Below are 20,739 nucleotides of genomic sequence, written 5' to 3'. Positions count from 1 at the left end.
GGCATCGGGTGCTCCCCGCAGCGAAATCAAGGAGGAGGCCGCAGGCCGGGGGACATTCGCGGAGGGGAGTACCCGGTGGCCTGTGCACGCGTCCCGAACAGAAGCGCCCCGAACAACAGCACCCCAAGAAAAGCTGACATGCAGGACATCGCACTGCGCACCTCGCAGCTGGCCGCCTGGCTGGCCGGCACCGACATCGGCCTGCTCGAACTGCGCACGCCAGAAGGCACGCTGCGCCTCGGACGGCAGGGCGACAACATCGTTGAACTGCCGGCGGAAGAAGCCGAACCAGAGCACTCGCCGATCCACGCCCCCTCCGTCGGCGTGTTCCTGCACAGCCATCCGCTGGCCGCGGCGCCGCTGGTGCGCATCGGCCAGCGCGTCGAAGCCGGCCAGACCCTCGGCCTGCTGAAGATCGGCCCGCTGCTGCTGCCCGTCACCGCGCCGCAGGCCGGCATCGTCGACGGCCTCCGCGCGGCCGACGGCCTTGCAGTCGGCTTCGGCGCGCCGCTGCTCGACCTGCTCCCCCTCTGACGAACGAGAGAGAAAAAGGACTCCCATGGACATCGACCTGAACGCAGACCTCGGCGAAGGCTTCGGACCCTGGCGCATGGGCGAGGACGAGGCGCTGCTCGACATCGTTTCTTCCGCCAACGTGGCCTGCGGCTTCCATGCGGGCGATCCGGTCATCATGGACCGCACCGTGCGCCTGGCGCTGGCGCGGGGCGTTGACGTGGGCGCGCACGTGGGCTTTCCCGACCTGCTCGGGTTCGGCCGCCGGCCGATGCAGATCGAGCCGAAGGAACTCGTCGCCTACGTGCTCTACCAGCTGAGCGCGCTGGACGGCATGGCGCGCACCGCCGGCCACCGCATGACGCACATGAGCTTTCACGGCGCGCTCGGCAACATGGCCGCGGCCGACGCCGCGCTGGCCGAGCCGCTGGTGCGCGCGGTGGCGGATTTCGATCCGATGCTCATCGTCAGCACTTCCGCCAGCCGCGCCATCGAGGACGCGGCCGCGCGCTGCGGCCTGCGCGTGCGCACCACCTTCCTGGCCGACCGCGCCTGCGGCGACGACGGCCTGCTGGTGCCGCGCAAGCTGCCCGGTTCGGTGATCCACGACCAGGGCGCGGTGCTGGCGCGCGTGCGCCAGCTGCTGGAGGAGGGCACGGTCACCAGCCACAGCGGCAAGAAGATCCCGATGCGCGCGCATTCGATCCTGCTGCACGGCGACACGCCCGGTGCGGTGGAGCTGGCGCGCGCGGTGCGCAGCGTGGTCGAGCAGGCGGGGCGCGTGGTGCCGATCTCGAAGCAGCCGGACTAGCAGGTCTGCAGCCCGGACATGGTGCTTACCCTAGGCCGTATGCACGAACACGGGGCAACATAAGGGCGGCTTATCGCTCCACAGCCAATCCGTCTTGGCGCCGCGAAGAAGCGCTCGATACAGTGAATTCAACGCAGCGATCTCCAGTTCCACGAAAGAAACAAAGATGCCCTTCTCCGACTACAAGACCGCGCTGGTGACGGGGGCCTCCTCGGGCATCGGTGCCGCCGTCGTCGAGCGCCTCTGCAAGGAAGGCCTCCAGGTCCACGCGCTGGCGCGCAGCGCCGGCAAGCTGGCCGAACTGGCCGCGCGCACCGGCTGCATCCCGCATGCCATCGACGTGAGCGACCTCGCCGGCATCACCCGCCTCACGCAGGAGGTGGCATTCGACGTGCTGGTCAACAACGCCGGCGTCGACCGCCCCGGCTCCATCCTCAAGGCCGATGCCGAGGGCATCGACCTGCTGGTCGACGTGAACCTGCGCGCCGTGCTGCACCTGTGCCGGCTCGTGGTGCCCGGCATGGCCGCGCGCGACCGGGGCCACGTGATCAACATCAGCTCCATTGCCGCGGCCTACAACTTCGGCGGCAACAGCACCTACCACGCGACCAAGGCGGCCGTAAGCATGCTGTCGCGCCAGCTGCGCATCGACGTCTTCGGCAAGCGCGTGCGCGTGACCGAGATCTGCCCGGGGCGCGTGGCCACCGACATCTTCGCGCACGTGCACGGCGACTCCGAAGAAACCCACAAGCGCTTCGTCGAAGGCTACGAGCTGCCGCAGGCCGAGGACATCGCCAATGCCATCGCCTTCGCGATTGCGGCGCCCATCGCGGTCAACGTGGGCCACATGGAAATCACGCCCACGCTGCAGGTGCCCGGCGGACTCTCGACCGCGCGCCCGGAAGCGCCGCAGGCCTGAACGCCCCGCACGGCCACGCCAAGGAGCAGCACATGAAGGACTTCGACCTGCTCGCGATCCTGCTGAAGCCGGAGTTCGGCGCGATGCTGCTGCACGGCCTGCAGGAAACGCTGAAGATCGCGGCCGGCTCCTGGCTGCTGGCCATGGCCATGGCGGTCGTGCTGCTGGTCGTGCGCCTCATGCCGAGCCGGCTGGCCGAGCGTGTGGTGATGGGCTATGTCTCGTACCACCGCAACGTGCCCACGCTGGTGCAGCTCATGCTCTGGTACTTCGGCATCTTCAGCCTGCTGCCCGATGCGCTGCAGGGCTGGCTGTCGGTGCACAACGCGGAGACGATTCTCTCGATCGTCGCGCTCGGGCTCTGCCAGGCCGCCTACTTCAGCGAGGACATGCGCTCGGGCCTGCGCTCCATCCCGCCCGGCCAGGCCGAGGCCGCGCGCGCGCTCGGCCACGGCTACATCGGTTCGATGCGCCACGTGATGCTGCCGCAGGCCATCCGCAACGCGGTGCCGGCACTGGTGAACCACAGCGTGTCGCTGTTCAAGAACAGCAGCCTGGCGATGGCCATCGGCGTGGCCGAGCTGACCCACGCGGTGAAGGAGATCGAGAGCCAGAGCTTCCGCACCTTCGAGGCCTACAGCATGGCGACGGTGCTGTACCTCGTGTGCTCGCTGCTCATCATGGCCGTCGGCGGCTGGCTGTCGCGGCGCTACCGCATCGCCCAAGCGAGGTAAGAGGCCATGTTCAGCGTCTTTGAAATCCTGCGCGACAACTGGCTGCTGCTGCTCGTCGGCCAGTACCCCAGCGGGCCGCTCGGCGGCATCGTCGCCACGCTGATCCTGTCGGTGCTGGGCATCGTGCTGGCGTTTCCGCTGTCTGTGCTGCTGGCGCTCGCGCGGCTGTCGCCCTGGCGCCTGCTGCGCTGGCCGGCCACGGTGCTGGTCTACGTGGTGCGCGGCGTGCCGCTTCTCATGGTGATCCTGTGGGTCTACTTCCTGGTGCCGATCCTGATCGGGCGCGATGTGTCGGGCTTCACCACCATGCTGTGCACGCTGGTGATCTACGAGGGCGCCTACCTGTCGGAGGTGGTGCGCGCCGGCATCCAGGCGCTGCCCAAGGGCCAGGCCGAAGCGGCGCGCGCGCTCGGCCACAGCCACCTGGGCACGATGTGGTTCGTGATCCTGCCGCAGGCGCTCTACAACATGCTGCCGAGCATGCTGAGCCAGTTCATCTCCACCATCAAGGAGACCACGCTGGGCTACGTCATCAACGTGCAGGAGCTGACCTTCGCGGCCAACCAGATCAACAACCAGCTGCTGACCAAGCCGTTCCAGGTGTTCTTCATCCTGGCGATGACGTACTACGTCGTCTGCTTCAGCCTGACGCAGCTCGCGCAGTGGCTGGAGCGGCGCATTGCCCACAAGCGGCTCGGTGCAGCTTCCGTGAAGACATCCGAAGACGGTGTTTCGCTGCCGCCGCCGGTGGCAGCAAACCCGTGAGGCCGCGCTCGACGGCCATCGACCACAAGACCAGGAGACAGCGCCATGAACCCCGTTCCACACCCCGCAGGGGATGACACCATGATCCTGTTCTCCAACATCAACAAGTGGTATGGCGACTACCAGGCGCTCGCCGACGTCAACGCCGAGGTCAAGAAGGGCGAGGTGGTGGTGGTCTGCGGCCCTTCGGGCTCCGGCAAGTCCACGCTGATCCGCACCGTCAACCGGCTGGAGGAAGTGAAGTCGGGCCAACTGCTGTTCGACGGCCACGACATCCACGCGCCCATGAGCAGCGCGGCGCTCAACAAGCTGCGCAGCCGCATCGGCTTCGTGTTCCAGAGCTTCAACCTGTTTCCGCATCTCTCGGTGCTGGAGAACATCATGCTGTCGCCCATGCGGGTGCTGGGCGTGAAGCGGTCCGACGCAAAGGCGAGGGCGGCGCAGCTGCTCGAGCGCGTGGGCCTGTCGAACAAGGCAGGCGCCTACCCGGCGCAGCTGTCGGGCGGACAGCAGCAGCGCGTGGCGATTGCGCGCGCGCTGGCCATGGAGCCGCCTGCGATGCTGTTCGACGAGCCCACCAGCGCGCTCGACCCCGAGATGGTGGGCGAAGTGCTGTCGGTGATGCGCGGCCTGGCCCACGACGGCATGACCATGATGTGCGTCACGCACGAGATGAACTTCGCCCGCGAGGTGGCCGACCGCGTCTGGTTCATGGACGCGGGCCGCATCCTCGAGAAGGCCGACCCCGAGGCCTTCTTCAAGAGTCCGCAGCATCCGCGTGCGCAGCGCTTCTTGTCGGACCTGCGCGCGCACTGATTTTTTTCTTCCCCCAGCATCTCCTCAGGAGCTCACCATGTCGAACAGAAACGTCTTCCGCCTCACCACGATCGGAACCTGTCTTTGCGCCGCCTCTCTGCTGGCGCATGCCGACCAGTGGAGCGACATCAGCGCGCGCAAGGAGCTGCGCTGCGGCACCTTCGCCGACGTTCCGCCCTTCGCCGCGCCGGATCCGAAGACGCGCGAGATGGTGGGCCACGACGTCGACCTGTGCCACGCGCTGGCCAAGGAACTCGGCTTGACGGCCAAGGTCACGCCGCTCTCGGTGGAAGCGCGCGTGCCCGAGGTCAAGCTCGGGCGCGTCGACGTGACCATTGCCAACCTGGCCTACACCAAGAGCCGCGGCGAGCAGATCCAGTTCAGCGACCCGTACTACGTGGCCAAGGAAATGCTCGCGGTGAAAGCCTCCGACCCGGGTGCCGCCAAGGCCGACTTCAAGGGCAAGCGCCTGAGTTCGACCAAGGGATCGACCTCGGAGCTGTCGATCAAGATGAACGGCTCGGAGCCCGTGACCTTCCAGGACACCGGTTCGGCCTTCATGGCGGTGCAGCAGAACAAGTCGGTCGGCATGGTCGCGAACACCATGACCATCACCAAACTGGTCAATCAATCGAAGACCGAGGGCGTGGCGCTCAAGATGATCAAGGAGCCGATGGTGCTGCAGCCCATCGGCATCGGCATGAAGAAGGACGAGCCGGTGCTGTTGGCCAAGGTGAACGGCGCGCTCTACGCGCTCGAGAAGTCGGGCGAGCTCGACAAGATCTGGGCCAAGTGGCTCGGCCCGAACACCGAATACAAGATGGTGCGCGAAGAAAAGGTCACGCCGCTGGCCGACCTCAAGTTCGAACTCCTGCCCTGAGAGCATCCACCTTGCCGCCAGCGCACCCAACTAGTTATAAGAACTAATTATTAAAACGAAACTGCGTATTGTTTTTGCGCGTTTCTTGGGCATCATTTCCGCATGGAGAAGACAAAGGCCCTGGTGACCGTGATCGAGATGGCGCGCGCCGGCCTCGGCTTTACGCCTGCCGACGCCCTCGACCACATCGCCGCTCTCATCGCCCAGGAGGATGCACAAAGCCCGTTCCACGACCGCCGGGTCGAGGAACTGCTTCGCCTCGGGGCCTGCATCTGGAGCCTGCGGCGGGACCTCGTGACGCCGCGCTGAGCTTTGCTTCGCCCCGCCGCCTCGCGCGCACGGGCTATGCCGTGTGGCCAGATGCAGGAAAGGGTACTTAAGGCTACATTTTCCAGACCAAGAAAAGCCGGCATTCTTTGGGTCGAACAAACGCCGGCAATCGGAGGACTGAATGCCGCTCTTGTTCCTGCTGAGGCTCCAGCACACGCTGCTGCCTGTCCGAGTCGCGCTTCCGGAGGAAGTGCGGATCGTCTCGGTGCTCGTGGCCACGGGCTTGATCGAGGCCGAGTTCGCACCCGTGAGGCCCGCTGGCCGGGATGCCGCATCGCGCATTGCGACGGTGAGGCGCATCACCGAGGAAGGCCTCGCCGAGCTCGCGCAGATGAGCGACGCCCCCAAGTTCGTGAAGACCTCGATGCAGTTCGCGCGCGGATTGCGATTGATGTAGGGCTTGCAGGATCAGGCCTGCCACGGCAGCCCGCGCATCCGCTCGCGCTTTTCTTCCTCGTCGAAGTGCGCGAGCGAAGGCTTGATCAGGTCGCTGCGCGCCACGATGCCCACCAGCACCAGCGACTGCGCGTCCTTCACCACGGGCAGCCGCTCGAGCCGATGGCGCGCGAGCCGCGTGGCCACCGCGCGGCAGTTCTCGCCCGGCAGCGCAAAGAACAGCGGCACGTCGGCGCATGCGTCGCCCACGGTGGCAATGGGATCGCGCGTGCCGCACGCGGCCAGCATCGCGCGGTCCGCCACGCCGATCACCGCGCCGTTGCGCACCACGGGGAACGCACGGTGGGCCTGGCCGTCGCCGAAATGCTCGAACAGCGCCCGCGCCACCGGCAGGGCCGCGTCGATGCTGCGCACCTCGCGCGTCATGACCTCTTCCACCGAGTGCCGCTCGAGCGGATCGACGCCGTATTCGCGGTAGATGTGATAGCCGCGGCGCGCGATCTTCTCGGTGAGGATCGAGCGGCGCATGGTCAGCACCGTGAAGCCATAGGCCACGGCGGAGGTGGTCAGCAGCGGCAGCAGCGCATTGCTGTCGTGCGTGAGCCCGAAGGCGAAGATGGTGGCGGTGAGCGGTGCGCGCATCACGCCGCCCAGCGTGGCGGCCATGCAGACCAGCGGCCACAGCATCGGGTCGTTGCCGGGCAGCACGTGCGAGAGCACCACGCCCAGGCCCGCGCCCATCATCAGGAGCGGCGCAAGCACGCCGCCCGAAGTGCCCGAGCCCAGCGAGATGACCCAGATCACCGCCTTCACCGCGAGCAGCGCGGCCACCACGCCGAGCGCCAGGTGGTTGTGCAGCAGATCGCCGATCACGTCGTAGCCCACGCCCAATGCACGCGGCTCGAAGTAGCCGCCGATGCCCACCGCCAGGCCGCCGATCGCCGGCCACCACATCCAGTGGATCGGCAGCTTACCGAACAGGTCTTCGACCTTGTAGAGCGAGATCGAGAGCGAGGCCGACAATGCGCCGCACAGAAGCCCCGCGGCCACGCACGAGAGCATCGCGAGCGGGCCGGGCACCGCGGTCTGCAGCGGAAACAGCGGGCCGGCATCCATCAGCAGCGGACGTGTGAACCCCGCCACCGCGCAGGCCACGGCCACCGGCAGCAGGCTGCGCGGCCGGAGCTCGAACAGCAGCAGTTCCACCGCCAGCAGCACGGCCGCCACCGGCGTGCCGAACACCGCCGTCATGCCCGCGGTGGCGCCGGCCACCAGCAGCGCCTTGCGCTCGGCGGCCGTGAGATGGAAGTGCTGCGCGATCAGCGAGCCGATGGCGCCGCCGGTCATGATGATCGGCCCTTCGGCGCCGAACGGGCCGCCGCTGCCGATCACGATGCCCGAGGACAGCGGCTTGAGCAGCGCCACCTTCGGCGACATCTTGCTCTTGCCGAACAGGATCGCCTCGATCGCCTCGGGAATGCCGTGGCCGCGGATCTTGTCGGAACCGTAGCGTGCGACCAGCCCCACGATCAGCCCGCCGATCACCGGCACCGCAATGACCCAGGCGCCCAGCGTGTGCCCGGCCGGCGAGCGGTCCGCCAGCGAGAAGGTCTGGAAGAAGAACAGGTTGGTGAAGAAGCGGATCAGGTCGAGCAGCACGCGCGCGGCCACGGTGCTGACCGCCCCGACCACGATGGCCATGACGGTGATGCGCAGCAGGCGCGCATTGAGGGCGAAGTCGCCGCGGGGCGGGTGGGGGACTGGAGTCATGGCTGTTCGGGAAGAGTCGATCTGCCTCATCCGAGGCCAGCCCTCGAATATATCATTTCATGACATATTCGGTTCGCCCCCTGCGTTGAGAAACCCGCAGCGGCCTGCTAGGCGCCGCCCTTGCTGGCGAGCGCCACCACCTTGGCCAGTTCGGCCACCTGGTCCGCGTGCAGCACCGCGAGCCGTTCCAGCTTCCTGCGTCCCGCGGCCAGCAGATGGACCTCGACCTGGCGCCGGTCCGCATGGCTGGGCTTGCGCTTGACCAGGCCGGCCTCCTCGCAGCGCGACACCAGGGCGACCACGCCGTGGTGCTGGGCCTGCAGTCGCTCGGCGATCTCGCTGATGGTGGCCCACTCGCGGCCGGGAAAGCCCTGGGTGTGGAGCATCAACTGGTATTGAAGGACGGTGATGCCTTCCTCCCGCGCCGCGTCTTCGCTGAAGCGAAGGAAGCTGCGCAGCCTGAATCTGAAGTCGGACAGTGCCTCGAAGTGCTGCTTCTCGATGGATCCCCGTTGGCTGGCCATGAACTTTCCAAGAATGATTGTGCGAACGGAAAGCAATGTAGCAGCCGGCCCGATTCCGACGCAGGGTAATTACTCACAATGTGATGCAATAAACCTCATAACATGATGCATCTGACTTGAACCTGACCTGTGCGATGCCGGCTGCCTTCTCGGCATGCCGCGCGCACTTCCCCGTTGTCCGCTGCCGTTGCCCGTGCATCAGTGCGGGTTGCCGTATCCATTCCATTCGAGAGAGAGAAAGATTGCGTATGCAGATCAAGAGCCAGAAGACCTTCTTCTCGGGCATCATGTTCACCTGCGTCGGCGCGGCGTTCGCGCTGGGCGCCGCCAACTACAACGTCGGGAGTGCGGCCCGCATGGGGCCGGGCTACTTCCCGCTGATCGTGGGCGTGCTGCTGACCCTGCTGGGCCTGGTGGTGATTGCCACCGCGTTCACGGGCCCCACGTCCGACGGCGAGCCGGTCGGAAAGATCGCATGGAAGCCGCTCGGCTTCATCATCGGCGCCAACCTGCTGTTCGGCATCCTGCTGGCGGGCCTGCGCAGCATCGGCCTGCCGGCCATGGGCCTGATCCTCGCCATCTATGCGCTGGTGATCGTGGCCTGCATGGCCGGTGCCAACTTCTCGATGAAGCTGTCGCTGGTGCTGGCAACCGTGCTGGCCATCGGCAGCTACCTGACCTTCATCGTGGGACTCAAGCTGCAGTTCCAGGTGTGGCCCACCTTCATCACCGGCTGAGCGCGAGGCACCACCCATGATGGATCTGATCAACCACCTGTCGCTCGGCTTTTCCACCGCGGTGACGCTGCAGAACCTGGTCTATGCGTTCATCGGCTGCCTGCTGGGCACGCTGATCGGCGTGCTGCCGGGCATCGGCCCGACGGCCACCATTGCCATGCTGCTGCCGGCCACCTACGCGCTGCCGCCCGTGGCCGCGCTCATCATGCTCGCGGGCATCTACTACGGCTCGCAATATGGCGGCTCGACCACCGCCATCCTGGTCAACCTGCCGGGCGAATCGTCGTCCGTGGTGACGGTGATCGACGGCCACCAGATGGCCAAGCGGGGGCGCGGCGGACCGGCGCTCGCGGCCGCGGGCCTGGGCTCGTTCTTCGCGGGCTGCGTGGGCACGCTGATCCTTGCCGCGTTCGCGCCGCCGCTGACCGAGATCGCCTTCAAGTTCGGCCCGGCCGAGTATTTCTCGCTCATGGTGCTGGGCCTGATCGGCGCGGTGGTGATGGCCTCGGGCTCGCTGCTCAAGGCCATCTGCATGATCATGGTGGGCCTGCTGCTGGGCCTGGTCGGCACCGACGTGAATTCGGGCGTGGCGCGCTACAGCTTCGACATTCCGGAACTGACCGACGGCCTGGGCTTCATCGCGATCGCCATGGGCGTGTTCGGCTACGGCGAGATCATTGCCAACCTGGCCCGGCCCGAGGACGAGCGCGAGGTCTTCACGGCCAGCGTCACGGGCCTCATGCCCACCAAGGAAGACTTCAAGCGCATGTTTCCGGCCGTGCTGCGCGGCACCGCGCTGGGCTCGTCGCTGGGCATCCTGCCGGGCGGCGGCGCCACGCTGTCGGCCTTTGCGGCCTACACGCTCGAAAAGAAGATCAAGCTCAAGGCGGGCGAAGTGCCCTTCGGCAAGGGCAACATCCGCGGCGTGGCCGGGCCCGAAGCCGCAAACAACGCGGGTGCGCAGACCTCCTTCATTCCAATGCTGACGCTGGGCATTCCGCCCAACCCGGTCATGGCGCTGATGGTCGGCGCCATGACGATCCACAACATCCAGCCGGGCCCGCAGGTGATGACCAGCAACCCGGAGCTGTTCTGGGGGCTGATCGCCTCGATGTGGATCGGCAACCTGATGCTGGTGATCCTGAACCTGCCGCTCATCGGCCTGTGGATCAAGCTGCTGACCATTCCCTACCGGTGGCTGTTCCCGGCGATCGTGCTGTTCTGCGCGATTGGCGTGTACTCGACCAACAACAACGTGTTCGACATCTGGCTGGTGGCGATCTTCGGTGTCGTGGGCTACACCTTCATCAAGCTCGGATGCGAGCCGGCGCCGCTGCTGCTCGGCCTCATCCTGGGGCCGATGATGGAAGAGAACCTGCGGCGCGCGCTGCTGCTCTCGCGCGGCGACTGGAGCGTGTTCGTCTCGCGGCCGATTTCCGCGGGGCTGCTGGCGGGCGCGGTCGCGCTGCTGCTGATCGTGCTCCTGCCCTCGATCAGATCGAAGCGCGAAGAGGCGTTTGTCGAGGAAGCAGGTTAGCCAAGGCAAGACAAGGAGCCGCCCATGTCCAGTTCCCGCCAGGCTTCGGCGCCCGAATCCGCCGCGGCGCTGCACCGGCCGGTGTGCGAGCTGCTCAAGTGCAGCCTCCCGCTGGTGCTGGCCGGCGCGGCCGACCCCGAACTGGTCGCGGCCGTGACGCAGGCCGGCGGCTTCGGCTTTCTCGGCACGTCGGAGGCGCCGCCTGCGCGCCTCCGCGAAGAGGTGCTGGCGGTGCGGGCGCACACGGACCGGCACTTCGGCGCTGAATTGAATCCGGCCGCCACGGAGCCGGCGCTGCTCGACGCGCAGATTGCTGCCTGCATCGAACTGCGCGTGCCGGTGGCCGGGCTGCTCGGCGCGCTGTCCAGGACCGCCGTGCGGCAGCTTCGCGAAGCCGGGGTGGTGGTGGCCTGCCAGGTGTCATCGGTCAGCGGCGCGTGCGAAGCAGAAGGCGCCGGGGCGCAGATCCTGATCGTGCAGGGCCGGGAGGCCGGCGACGCCGTGCGCGGTGCGCAGCCGCTGGCTGCCATTCTTGCGGATGTGCTGGTGCTGGCGTCGGTTCCGGTGCTCGCCGCGGGCGGTATTGCCGATGGGGCGGACATTGCCGCCGCGCTGGCTGCGGGCGCGCAGGGCGCCGTTCTGGGTGCCGCGGCCCTGCAGGCGCGCGAGGGCGAAGGTGAGGCCGAAGGCACGGCACCGCTGGAGAAGATCGCCAGCGCCAGCAGGCGCCTGCACCAGCTCGCATCGGACGCGGCGGCCTCGCTGCGGGGCCGGGCACTGCGCTTTCCTGAACGCGTGATGCTGTCCTCGCCGGTCTGCTATGCCGACGAACTCGCGCCATCGAGCAAAAATAATTGAAACGCGGCGCGGGGCTGCTTCATCCAATGGGAAAGAGAAGCACACATGTCCCACGCCGCCCCCTCCCCAGTTGCCGCATCGGCGAGCCCCGCACAGGGCTCCGACCGCGAACTCGCGGCGCGCGCCGCGCAAGGCGATGCGCCGGCCTTCGAGTGCATCATGCGGCGCCACAACCAGCTGCTGTTCCGCACGGCGCGCAGCATCCTCAAGAGCGACGAAGAAACCGAGGACGCGCTGCAGGACGCCTACCTGCGCGCCTGGCGCGCCATCGGCAGCTTCCGCGACGATGCGCAGCTCTCGACCTGGCTGGTCCGCATCGTGATCAACGAGGCCCTCGGGCGCCTGCGGCGCCGCGGTGCGCAGGTGATTCCGCTCGACGGCGCCGCCGCGCCCGGCTTCGATGAAGACGAGCCCGAATCGGCCGCCGCCGACGATCCCGACAAACAACCGGAACGCCACGCCATGCGGGAAGAACTTCGGCGGCTGATGGAGCGCCGCATCGATCGCCTGCCCGATGCCTACCGCACCGTCTTCATGCTGCGGGCGGTCGAGGAAATGAGCGTCGAGGAAACGGCCGCGGCCCTGGCGCTGCCCGAAGCCACCGTGCGCACCCGCTTCTTCCGCGCGCGCAGCCTTTTGCGCGAAGGCCTGTCCCGCGACATCGACGTGGCGGTGGGCGATGCATTTTCATTCGACGGCGCGCGCTGCGATCGCATCGTGGCGCGTGTGCTGGCGAGCCTGGCCGACGGGCGGGAATCACCCCGCCCCTGAAGCTCTTACCCACGATCACTACGAGGAAAACAACCATGTCCTTCTTTCAAATGACTTCTCCCGTCGCCGCGCGGCGCATGTTCCTCGGCCAGTCGGGGCTGGTGCTGTCCGGTGCCGCGGTCGCGCTGCTGGCCGGCCGCGATGCCCTGGCCGCCAAGACCGGCGGCGCCACCGGCAACGACGTGCAGATCCTCAACACCGCGCTTGCCGCCGAACTCGAGGCCATTGCGGCCTACCAGGCCGGGGCCGAGAGCAAGCTGCTCGAGAAGCCCGTGCTCGACCTGGCGCTGAGCTTCCAGGGCCACCACAAGGCGCATGCGGACCTGCTCGCCAAGACGGTCGCCAAGCTCGGCGGCCATGCCGTGGCGGCCAAGGCCAGCTACGGCTTTCCGCTGGAGCAGCTGAAGTCGCAGGCCGACGTGCTGCGCTTTGCGGCCAAGCTGGAGCAGGGTGCCGTGAGCGCGTACCTGGGTGCCGTGCCGCTGTTCGGCAATCGCGACCTGTCGAAGGCGGCTGCGAGCATTCTTGGCGACGAGGCGATGCACTGGGCCGTGCTGCGGCAGGCACTCGGCGAAACGCCCGTGCCTTCGGCCTTCATGTCATGAGCTCAGGCCGGTGGCTCCTTGCGGCCGCCGCACTGGCCGCGGCCGCGCACGCGTGGGCAGTGCCCGACGCGGTGCGCGGCGAGCAGGTCTACGCGCGCTGCCTGGCCTGCCATGCGCTGGCGGTCGACCGCGTCGGGCCCCGGCACTGCGGGCTGTTCGGCCGGCTGGCCGGCAGCGTGCCCGGCTTCGCCTACTCGGAGGCCATGAAGAAATCGAAGATCGTCTGGAACGACAAGACGCTCGACCGCTTCCTGGCCAAGCCGCTGGCCATGGTGCCCGGCACCGCCATGACCTACGACGGCGTGCCCGACGCCGCAGAGCGCGCGGACCTGATCGCCTACCTCAAGCATGCCAACGAAGCGCCGCCATGCAGCGGCCGCGCACGCGAGTGAGCCATCAGCCGCCGCCCGCCGCATTCTGCTTCGGCTGCTTGATCGTCCACAGCGCTGCCGCCATCAGCGCGACACCCGTAAGCTGGACCCCGTTCAAGCGGCGCCCGTACACACCCCAGTCCACCAGCACCGCAGTCAATGGGTACACGAACTGCAGCACGGCGATCCTGCCGAGCGAAAGCCGGGCCATGCCCGCAAAGAGAAGGGCGTAGGCCAGCCCGGTGTGCAACACGCCCAGGCCCGCGAGCCACGCCCAGGCGGGCGCCGAATCCGGCCAGCCGAACACAAGAGGCACCCACGCCAGGACAACAACGCCGATCAGGCACTGCCACCAGGCCAGCGCGTAGGACGTGATGGCTTTTTCCGTATTGGCGAGGATGGTCACCGCGGCATAGCAGAGCGATCCGCCCAGGCACATGAGCAGGCCGAGCGTGTAGCCGCTGCCCCATGAGGCCACCGATGCCATGTTGCCGAAAAGCCCGGTCGTCAGCGCGAGGCCGCACAGTGCGGCCAGTGTGGCGGCCCACTGGCGCGGCGACACGGCTTCGCGCAGGACCAGTGCGCCGAAGAGAATGATCCACACCGGCTGGATGTGAAAAACAATGGTGGCCACCGCAATCGAGATGCGCGGGATCGCCGCGAAGAACAGCGCCCAGTTCAGCACCATCAGGCAGCCCGTCGCGCAGGCGATCCATCCGCTCTTGCCGCGCAGCCGCAGCTCGTTCGTTCGGCCGGTTGCCAAGCCCCATGCGAGCAGCGCCAATGCACCGAAGGCGCAGCGAAACAGCACCGTGACCAGCGGATGCTGGTGCGCCTCTTCCACGAAGACGCCGATCGTGCCGAGCAGCACGCCGCCGGCAATCAGCAGCCATTGCCCCGTGCTCTCCCGTTTCGATTGCCGGCGCGTCGCCGCGAACGCGGGGTGCACCTGGACTGCCTTCTTTTGCATGAAGGCGATCGTCCGCCCATGCGACAGCGGCGTAAAGCGCATAGTTCGAAGGCCTATCATTCGAACATCGAATGAGAAGCGCGACGATGAAATATCCCGATCTCCAGATCGACTGGCTGCGCGCCCTGGTGGCGGTGGTGGATGCCGGCTCGCTCTCTGCCGCGGCACCGCTGGTCCACCGCTCGCAGTCGGCGGTGAGCATGCAGATCAAGAAGCTGGAGAACGCGCTCGGCCAGGCCGTGCTGCTGCGAGGCCCGCGGCACCTGGAAGTGACGCCGGCGGGCGCGCAGCTGCTGGGCTATGCGCGCCGCATGCTCGAACTGCAGTCGGAAACGCAGAACGCCATGTTCGGACCGGAGCTCGCGGGCCGCGTGCGGCTCGGCGTGCCGGACGACTACGCCTCCACCTACCTGACGCCGGTGCTGCGCAGCTTTGCCGGCCGCTACAAGGGCGTGGAAATCGAGCTGACCTGCGAGCAGTCGACCTCCCTCATTCCCAAGATCGCGCGGGGCGAGCTCGACCTGGCGCTGGTCTCTCGCGACAAGCCGCAACGCGGACAGCTCCTGTTCCACGAACCGCTGGTGTGGGTGGGCACGGCGCAGCATGAAGCCTGGCGCCGCAATCCGTTGCCGATCGCCGTCTACGAGGCGGGCAGCATGGCCCGAACTGCCGCGCTCTCAAGCCTGGCCGCCAGGCGGCGCGCCTATCGCATCGTCTATCACAGCTCCAGCCTCGCCGGCCAGCTCGCGGCCGTGGAGAGCGGCCTGGCCGTCGCCGTGTTCACGCGCTGCAGCGTTCCGGCCCACCTGCAGATATTGCAGAACCTGCCCAGCGGCTTCGACCTGCCCAGGCTCAAGTCGATGGATGTGGCGGCGCTGCGCAGCAAGGTGTCGCTGCGCTCGCCCGCGGTGGATGCGATGTACGAGCAGATGGTGCGGACCTTGAGCCCCGCATAGGCGAGGGCACCGGCGCGATCAACTGCCTCCGCCCTGCGGCCGCGCCAGGGTCTCGGCAAGCTCCCACAGCGAGCCCATCTGGCCTGAATGAAAAAGCAGGGGTGGCACATCGGTCCGCGAGAAGCGCTCCACGCGGCCGAGGATGATGGTGTGGTCACCTTCCTGGTGGCGCGAGTAGGTCGAGCACTCGAAGGTCGCGACGCTCTCGACGAGCCGAGCGCATCCGTTGGACCCGATCTCGAAGGCTTCGGCGAAGCGCTCGAACTTGTCGGCCGCGGGCTTGGCGAAATGCCAGGCCAGCTCGCGCTGCCCGGCGGTCAGCACGCTGAGGTTGAACGGCCGCGTCGCCAGGAATGCATCGGCGCTGCGCGTGTCGTCGCGGATGCTCCACAGGATCAGCGGCGGGTCGAGCGACACCGATGCGAAGGAGTTGATCGTCATGCCTTCGCGCTTGCCGTCCGGCGTGGTGGTGGTCACGAGGCACACCCCCGTGGGAAAGGCGCCGAGCGCCTGCCGCAGCTGGCGCGCATCGACCGTCTCGGCCGCGTCGCCCGTGATGAGAGCCCAGGAGTACATGGCCGGTGCCTCGGTCAGTACTGGCCCTTCGGCTCCAGGCCGAGCAGGTACTGGCCCACCATCGAGGAGACCGCGTCCCAGTTGAGGCTGATGTGGCGCGAGATCGCATTCGTGTCGCGCCACATGCGCTGGATCGGCTGGTTCAGCGACAGGCCCGCGCCTCCGACGCTCGCGAACACCGCCTCGACGGCATCGCGCGAGAGCCGCGCGGCAAAGGCATGGTCGCGCCGGTTGCGGATCCGCTGCTCGATGCTGATGACGTGGCCGTCCACGGCCATCTGCTCCACCTGCGCGGTGTCGCGATAGAGCAGCAGCCGCGCCGCATCGACGCTGGCCGAGGCTTCGGCCAGGCGCGACTGCACGGGAAAGAATTCGCTGAGCCGGCTGCCGCCGCCGGCCACGGCGCCCCGGGTGACGCGCGTGCCGGCCAGTGCGATCAGTTCGTCGACCGCGCCTTGCGCGGTGCCGACGATCGGCGACACCAGGCAGACCGGCACCGCCGACAGAAAGGGGATGCGGTAGATCGGATTCGCGTTGACCTTGGCGCCCGGCGGATTGTTGGAGGATGCCTCCGCGAAGGTCAGCTTGCGGTGCCCCGGAATGAACACCGGCTTGTCGATGACGATCGCCTTGGACCCGGTGCCTGCCTGGCCGGCCACGTGCCAGTTGTCCTCGATGGCCCAGTCCGAGCGCGGCGCGAGCAAAAAGCCGGCTGTCGGCGGGGCGCCTTTTTCTTCAGGCGGAAACTGCACGCCCAGCAAGGCCCACTGCGAGTTGTCCACGTTCGAGGCAAAGAGCCACTTGCCTTGCACCCGATAGCCGCCGTCGACCTTCTCGGCCATGGTCGCGGGCGCATACGAGCCGCAGACGATCGCGCGCGGGTCCTTGCGCCAGACGTCGTCCTGCGCCTCTTCCGGAAAGATCGCGACCAGCCACTGGTGGATGGCGCCGAGCGAGCAGCCCCACGATGACGAGGTGCAGCCCCGCGCCAACTCGCTGACCACGTCGATGAACGCAGTGAACCCGTACTCGTAGCCGCCGTAGCGCGCGGGCTGCATCAGCCTGAAGAAGCCCGCGTCGTGGAAGGCCTGCGTGGTGGCCTCGGAAACGCGGCGGTCCTGTTCGGTTTGCTGCGCCCGCTCGCGCAGCATCGGCACCAGATTGCTTGCAGATGCAGCTATTGTTTCGATCGAAGGCGCGTCCGTCACGGGCGACTTTCGGCCCGGAGCGGGGAGGTCTACGCGGTCCAGTTGGGCAAAGGGGTTGGCGGCTTCAGTCATTGGTGGTCTCCGGATGGTGGGTGGGAACTCGACGGTGGCAAGGCTTCGATTGAAGCGCATGAAATTTGCAAATGCAAATAATAAATGCTTGGGGTTTACGCTATATCGATGCCGGCAATCGCCTGTAGCATTCGGTATGGCCACCAGAAAACAGACCGCAGCGAAGTCGACGCAGCCACGCAAGGCGCGCACCGAGGCACCTCCAAAATTGAATGCAAACGCAGATAAATTAACGGACCATGACCTCGAGCGGGCCATTCCGTACCTGCTTGCCCGCGCAGGCATGCGCATGGGGCAGTCGTTCAGCAAGGAGCTCAAGCAGTTCAAGCTCTCGCTGACCGAGTGGCGGGTGTGCGTGGCGCTGCACCACAAGGCGCATCAGCGCCTCTCGGATCTGGCGCTGCACACGTCGACGGACGCTTCCACGCTCTCGCGGGTGGTCGATGGCCTCCTGCAGCGCGGCGTGCTGGTGCGCGACCGGTCGGACGAGGATGCGCGCGCGCTCGCGCTGAGCCTGACCGAGGCGGGCCGCGACCTCACGCTGCGGATCATTCCGCTGGCCCAGGTCTACGAGCGTGTCTCGCTGGCCGGCTTGACTACCACGCAGGCCGAATCGCTTCGGGACATGCTCCGGATGGTCTACGACAACCTGGCCGTGCTGGACAACGAATGACCGTTCGGTGAAGGAGGCGGCGCCATGAACATCAACTCCATCGACCTGAACCTTTTCCTGGTGTTCCAGGCGATCTACGCCACGCGCAGCGTCACGCTCGCGGGCGACCGCCTCGGCATGACGCAGTCCGCGGTGAGCAATGCCCTCAAGCGCATGCGCGAACGCTTCAACGACGCGCTGTTCGTGCGCTCGGCCGACGGCATGGTGCCCACGCCGGTCGCCGAGCGGCTCATCGCGCCCATCGAGGAAGGCATCGCGTGCCTGGTGCAGGCGGTCGACCAGGGCCGGACCTTCGAGCCCGAGACCTCCAGCCGCACGTTCCGGATCGCCGTCAACGACATCGGGCAACTGGTCATGGTGCCCGAGCTGCTTTCGGTCGCGCGCGGCATCGCGCCGGGGGTTCGTTTCGAAACCGTGGATGTCTCCGTGGCCGAGGCCCGGCAGCGCATGCTCCACGGGCAGATCGACGTCGCCCTGGGCAGCTGGGAAGCGATGGGGCCATCGTTCTACCAGCAGCGGCTGTTCGACGAGACCTTCGTCGTGCTGATGTCGAAGGCGTCGCCGCTGGGCGCGCGCGAGCGCATCGAGCTCGACGACTACCTTGCGGCCGAGCACATTGCCTACCGGCCCCAGGGCACCACCGACTTGCAGCTCCAGCAAACCCTGGAGAGGGCCGGCGCGCTCGACCGGCGGCGGGTCGTGCTTACCGCCGCCCATTCGCTCGGCCTGACGTCGATCGTCGCCACGTCGGGGTTGCTGCTGACCGCGCCGGCACGCCTTGCCAAGGCCATGGTGGCGTCGCGCGCGGACCTGCACAGCGTCGACGCGCCGTTCGAGGTCAGGCCCTTCGAGATCCGCCAGCAGTGGCACGAGCGCTTTCACCAGGACAGCGGCAACCGCTGGCTGCGCGAGCTGATCTTCGGGCTCTTCCATGAACGGTCGAGCCGCGAGCCTGCGCCGCAGGCGCGAGCCACCTGATCAGGCTTGCGGCGGCGCGCCCTCCCATGCGCGGCCGAGCAGGGCGCGCAGCGCCGCCTTCTCGAGCGGCCGCGGATTCGGATACTGGTTGGAGACTGCCAGATCGGCTGCATGCTCAAGACCGGCGGCCGGCATGCCGATAGCCTTCAGCGACACGGCAGCGCCGTGCGTTCTTGCGAGTTCGAAGAACCCCATGGCCGCCTCCGCGGTTCCCAGGGCTCTTGCAATGCGCGCCATGGCCTCTGGCGCCGCGCTCGCGTTGTACGCAAGCGCATGCGGAAGAACCACGGTGTGCACCTGCGCATGCGGCAAATCGAAGGTGCCGCCCAGCGTGTGGCACAGCTTGTGGTGCAGGCCCATCGACACGGCACCGAGCACCGTGCCGCACAGCCAGGCGCCGTAGAGGGCCTGGCTGCGTGCGGGCAGGTCGCGCGGGTTGTCCCGCAGCGGTTGCAGCGACGCCGCGCAGGCGCGGATGCCTTCTTCTGCCATCAATGAGATCACCGGGTTGCCGTCGTGCGCATACAGGCCTTCCGCCGCGTGCGCCATCGCATTGATCGCGCTCGTGACCGTCAGGTCCAGGGGCAGCGACAGCGTGAGCCTGGGGTCGTAGATGACGACACGCGGAAGCACGCGTGCATCGCGTCCGGTCTTCTTCAGCCCCGCTTCCGTGATGCCGTAGATGGGCGTCGCTTCGCTGCCCGCATAGGTCGTCGGCACCGCGATGATCGGCAGGCCGGACTCCAGCGCAATCGCCTTGCCGAGCCCGATGGTGGAGCCACCACCCACCGCCAGCGCGCAATCCGCCTTCAGCTCCGAAGCCAGTGCGCGTGCCTTGCGCGCGGTCTCGATCGGCACGTGCATGGCTGCTTCATCGAAGATCCCTGCGATGCGGCCCGGCAGCCGGTCGGCAATGGCTTGCGCCTGCTCGCGCTGGTTGGGCGTGCACAGGACGAGGGCGCGCGTCGCGCCCAGGCGCTCGATCTCCGCTGGCAGCTGGTCGATGCTGTCCGCACCGAAGACGATGCGCGAAGGGCTCGCGGTGTAGACGAAGCGCTCCATGCCCCTAGTCCCTGGATGCGTTGTTCAGGACGAAGTCGTAGTCGAGCGTGTGGAACGGCACCTTCATGTGCGTTCCGTCGGGCGCGATGCCGGGCTCGTGGCGCTTCCAGTCGGCGATGAGGGAAGAGCGCACGCCGAACACGGCGTCCGAGCCCAGGTAGCTGCCGCCCGAGCGGAACACGTGGGTGATGAGCGGCTCGTAGCCCGGCGCCTTGATCATGAAGTGCAGGTGCGCGGGACGCCACGGGTGGCGGCCGAGCTGCTCCAGCAGCTGGCCCACCGGGCCGTCGTGCGGAATGGCGTAGGGCACGGCCACGATGGACTTGAAGTGGTAGCGCCCGTCCTCGAGGCTCTTCAGGTGGCCGCGTCCCTGCGCATGGTCCAGCCCGGGGCGCTGCACGTCGTACCAGCCTTCATCATCGGACTGCCACACGTCGATGCTCGCATCGCCGATCGGCTCGCCACCGATGCCCCGGATGGTGCCGGCGACGAAGCAGGGCTCGCCGCTCGCGCCGTTGGAGATGTCGTCGCCATTCTCGTACTGCGGCGCATCGGGCACGTAGAAGGGCCCGAACACCGTCGCCTCGGTGCATCCCGTCGGGCGCCGGTTGCACTGCGCGGTGACCAGCGTCGAAAGCCCCAGCACGTCGGACAGCAGGATGAACTCCTGGCGCTTGTCGTCCGTGATCTTTCCGACCCGCGTGAGAAAGTCGATGCCGCAGGCCCACTCGGCCTCGGTGAGCTGCACCTCGCGCGCAAAGTCGTGCAGATGCCGCACCAGGCTGTCCATCACGGCCTTCAGGCGCGGGCTGGGCGTGGCGGCCTGCGCCTTCAGGGCCGCGCTGGTGATGGTCCATTCGTCGATGTCGATCATGGGTGCCTGTGCCTTGTCGATGAGCGCCTTGGG

Annotated in this window: 25 protein-coding genes; 18 read left to right on the top strand and 7 right to left on the bottom strand. The window is 67.6% G+C overall.

The window, feature by feature from the left end; translation table 11 throughout:
- The first annotated feature begins 138 nt into the window (after window positions 1–138).
- The 9 genes from AC1DSC_RS18120 to AC1DSC_RS18080 all read left to right on the top strand — a co-directional run bounded on the left by AC1DSC_RS18120 (window position 139) and on the right by AC1DSC_RS18080 (window position 6,165).
- Window positions 139–534 (top strand): acetyl-CoA carboxylase biotin carboxyl carrier protein, encoded by a 396-nt coding sequence (locus AC1DSC_RS18120; protein ID WP_018904137.1) that lies wholly within the window; start codon window positions 139–141, stop codon window positions 532–534.
- Window positions 535–559: 25 nt separating this feature from the next.
- Window positions 560–1,324 carry a LamB/YcsF family protein gene (locus AC1DSC_RS18115; RefSeq protein ID WP_015866386.1) on the top strand — a complete coding sequence of 255 codons (765 nt, stop codon included), beginning with the start codon at window positions 560–562 and terminating at the stop codon, window positions 1,322–1,324.
- A 166-nt stretch (window positions 1,325–1,490) separates the two neighbouring features.
- A complete protein-coding gene (locus AC1DSC_RS18110; protein WP_018904138.1) occupies window positions 1,491–2,243 on the top strand; it encodes an SDR family oxidoreductase in 753 nt (250 codons plus the stop codon).
- A gap of 32 nt (window positions 2,244–2,275) precedes the next feature.
- Window positions 2,276–2,977: an amino acid ABC transporter permease gene (locus AC1DSC_RS18105; RefSeq protein WP_018904139.1), complete on the top strand. Its 702-nt coding sequence runs from the start codon at window positions 2,276–2,278 to the stop codon at window positions 2,975–2,977.
- Between the two features lie 6 nt (window positions 2,978–2,983).
- A complete protein-coding gene (locus AC1DSC_RS18100) occupies window positions 2,984–3,742 on the top strand; it encodes an amino acid ABC transporter permease (protein WP_015866389.1) in 759 nt (252 codons plus the stop codon).
- Between the two features lie 81 nt (window positions 3,743–3,823).
- A complete protein-coding gene (locus tag AC1DSC_RS18095; protein WP_018904140.1) occupies window positions 3,824–4,558 on the top strand; it encodes an amino acid ABC transporter ATP-binding protein in 735 nt (244 codons plus the stop codon).
- Between the two features lie 37 nt (window positions 4,559–4,595).
- Window positions 4,596–5,438, top strand: a complete 843-nt coding sequence (locus AC1DSC_RS18090; RefSeq protein ID WP_018904141.1) for an ABC transporter substrate-binding protein — start codon at window positions 4,596–4,598, stop codon at window positions 5,436–5,438.
- Between the two features lie 102 nt (window positions 5,439–5,540).
- Complete coding sequence (locus tag AC1DSC_RS18085; protein ID WP_018904142.1) at window positions 5,541–5,747, top strand: hypothetical protein; 207 nt, start codon at window positions 5,541–5,543, stop codon at window positions 5,745–5,747.
- Between the two features lie 142 nt (window positions 5,748–5,889).
- Window positions 5,890–6,165, top strand: a complete 276-nt coding sequence (locus AC1DSC_RS18080; protein WP_015866393.1) for a hypothetical protein — start codon at window positions 5,890–5,892, stop codon at window positions 6,163–6,165.
- An 11-nt stretch (window positions 6,166–6,176) separates the two neighbouring features.
- Here AC1DSC_RS18080 and AC1DSC_RS18075 read toward each other — a convergent pair whose 3' ends face one another.
- Window positions 6,177–7,934, bottom strand: coding sequence for a chloride channel protein (locus tag AC1DSC_RS18075; RefSeq protein WP_307596047.1), 1,758 nt, complete (start codon window positions 7,932–7,934; stop codon window positions 6,177–6,179).
- A gap of 107 nt (window positions 7,935–8,041) precedes the next feature.
- The gene (locus AC1DSC_RS18070; RefSeq protein WP_018904145.1) at window positions 8,042–8,458 is read right to left on the bottom strand and encodes a MarR family winged helix-turn-helix transcriptional regulator; all 417 of its coding nucleotides are present in this window, start codon (window positions 8,456–8,458) and stop codon (window positions 8,042–8,044) included.
- 248 nt (window positions 8,459–8,706) lie between these two features.
- Between AC1DSC_RS18070 and AC1DSC_RS18065 the strand changes: the two genes are divergently transcribed.
- The 6 genes from AC1DSC_RS18065 to AC1DSC_RS18040 are packed head-to-tail and all read left to right on the top strand — an operon-like array spanning window position 8,707 to window position 13,358.
- Window positions 8,707–9,195, top strand: a complete 489-nt coding sequence (locus AC1DSC_RS18065) for a tripartite tricarboxylate transporter TctB family protein (RefSeq protein WP_015866396.1) — start codon at window positions 8,707–8,709, stop codon at window positions 9,193–9,195.
- Between the two features lie 19 nt (window positions 9,196–9,214).
- The gene (locus AC1DSC_RS18060; RefSeq protein WP_026283938.1) at window positions 9,215–10,732 is read left to right on the top strand and encodes a tripartite tricarboxylate transporter permease; all 1,518 of its coding nucleotides are present in this window, start codon (window positions 9,215–9,217) and stop codon (window positions 10,730–10,732) included.
- Between the two features lie 24 nt (window positions 10,733–10,756).
- Complete coding sequence (locus AC1DSC_RS18055; RefSeq protein ID WP_369664603.1) at window positions 10,757–11,590, top strand: nitronate monooxygenase; 834 nt, start codon at window positions 10,757–10,759, stop codon at window positions 11,588–11,590.
- 45 nt (window positions 11,591–11,635) lie between these two features.
- Window positions 11,636–12,361, top strand: coding sequence for an RNA polymerase sigma factor (locus AC1DSC_RS18050; RefSeq protein ID WP_278878840.1), 726 nt, complete (start codon window positions 11,636–11,638; stop codon window positions 12,359–12,361).
- A 35-nt stretch (window positions 12,362–12,396) separates the two neighbouring features.
- The gene (locus AC1DSC_RS18045) at window positions 12,397–12,966 is read left to right on the top strand and encodes a ferritin-like domain-containing protein (RefSeq protein WP_062365352.1); all 570 of its coding nucleotides are present in this window, start codon (window positions 12,397–12,399) and stop codon (window positions 12,964–12,966) included.
- Window positions 12,963–13,358, top strand: coding sequence for a c-type cytochrome (locus tag AC1DSC_RS18040; RefSeq protein WP_369664602.1), 396 nt, complete (start codon window positions 12,963–12,965; stop codon window positions 13,356–13,358). Before AC1DSC_RS18045 ends, AC1DSC_RS18040 begins: the two co-directional genes overlap by 4 nt.
- Before the next feature lie 4 nt (window positions 13,359–13,362).
- Here the strand turns inward: AC1DSC_RS18040 and AC1DSC_RS18035 are convergent, their stop codons facing one another.
- The gene (locus AC1DSC_RS18035) at window positions 13,363–14,349 is read right to left on the bottom strand and encodes a DMT family transporter (RefSeq protein ID WP_369664601.1); all 987 of its coding nucleotides are present in this window, start codon (window positions 14,347–14,349) and stop codon (window positions 13,363–13,365) included.
- A 44-nt stretch (window positions 14,350–14,393) separates the two neighbouring features.
- Between AC1DSC_RS18035 and AC1DSC_RS18030 the strand changes: the two genes are divergently transcribed.
- Window positions 14,394–15,263 carry a LysR family transcriptional regulator gene (locus tag AC1DSC_RS18030; RefSeq protein WP_369664600.1) on the top strand — a complete coding sequence of 290 codons (870 nt, stop codon included), beginning with the start codon at window positions 14,394–14,396 and terminating at the stop codon, window positions 15,261–15,263.
- An 18-nt stretch (window positions 15,264–15,281) separates the two neighbouring features.
- On the opposite strand, the gene AC1DSC_RS18025 is transcribed toward AC1DSC_RS18030, so the two are convergent.
- Window positions 15,282–15,839 carry a flavin reductase family protein gene (locus AC1DSC_RS18025; protein ID WP_278878834.1) on the bottom strand — a complete coding sequence of 186 codons (558 nt, stop codon included), beginning with the start codon at window positions 15,837–15,839 and terminating at the stop codon, window positions 15,282–15,284.
- A gap of 14 nt (window positions 15,840–15,853) precedes the next feature.
- Window positions 15,854–17,119: an acyl-CoA dehydrogenase family protein gene (locus AC1DSC_RS18020; protein WP_278878833.1), complete on the bottom strand. Its 1,266-nt coding sequence runs from the start codon at window positions 17,117–17,119 to the stop codon at window positions 15,854–15,856.
- 136 nt (window positions 17,120–17,255) lie between these two features.
- Here AC1DSC_RS18020 and AC1DSC_RS18015 point away from each other — a divergent pair, with 136 nt between their 5' ends.
- Both AC1DSC_RS18015 and AC1DSC_RS18010 read left to right on the top strand, forming a co-directional pair.
- Window positions 17,256–17,792 (top strand): MarR family winged helix-turn-helix transcriptional regulator, encoded by a 537-nt coding sequence (locus AC1DSC_RS18015; RefSeq protein WP_278878831.1) that lies wholly within the window; start codon window positions 17,256–17,258, stop codon window positions 17,790–17,792.
- Between the two features lie 24 nt (window positions 17,793–17,816).
- On the top strand, window positions 17,817–18,770 hold the full coding sequence (locus AC1DSC_RS18010) for a LysR family transcriptional regulator (RefSeq protein WP_278878829.1): 954 nt from the start codon (window positions 17,817–17,819) through the stop codon (window positions 18,768–18,770).
- Here the strand turns inward: AC1DSC_RS18010 and AC1DSC_RS18005 are convergent, their stop codons facing one another.
- Entirely contained in the window at window positions 18,771–19,832 is a 1,062-nt protein-coding gene (locus tag AC1DSC_RS18005; RefSeq protein ID WP_278878827.1) for a maleylacetate reductase, read from the bottom strand.
- A 4-nt stretch (window positions 19,833–19,836) separates the two neighbouring features.
- The gene (locus AC1DSC_RS18000; RefSeq protein ID WP_278878825.1) at window positions 19,837–20,706 is read right to left on the bottom strand and encodes an intradiol ring-cleavage dioxygenase; all 870 of its coding nucleotides are present in this window, start codon (window positions 20,704–20,706) and stop codon (window positions 19,837–19,839) included.
- Window positions 20,707–20,739 lie beyond the last annotated feature (33 nt).

It is taken from the genome of Variovorax sp. 01N425 (assembly GCF_056399465.1).
Note: the sequence above shows the minus strand (reverse complement) of the source record. Positions and strands in the feature narration are given on the sequence as shown.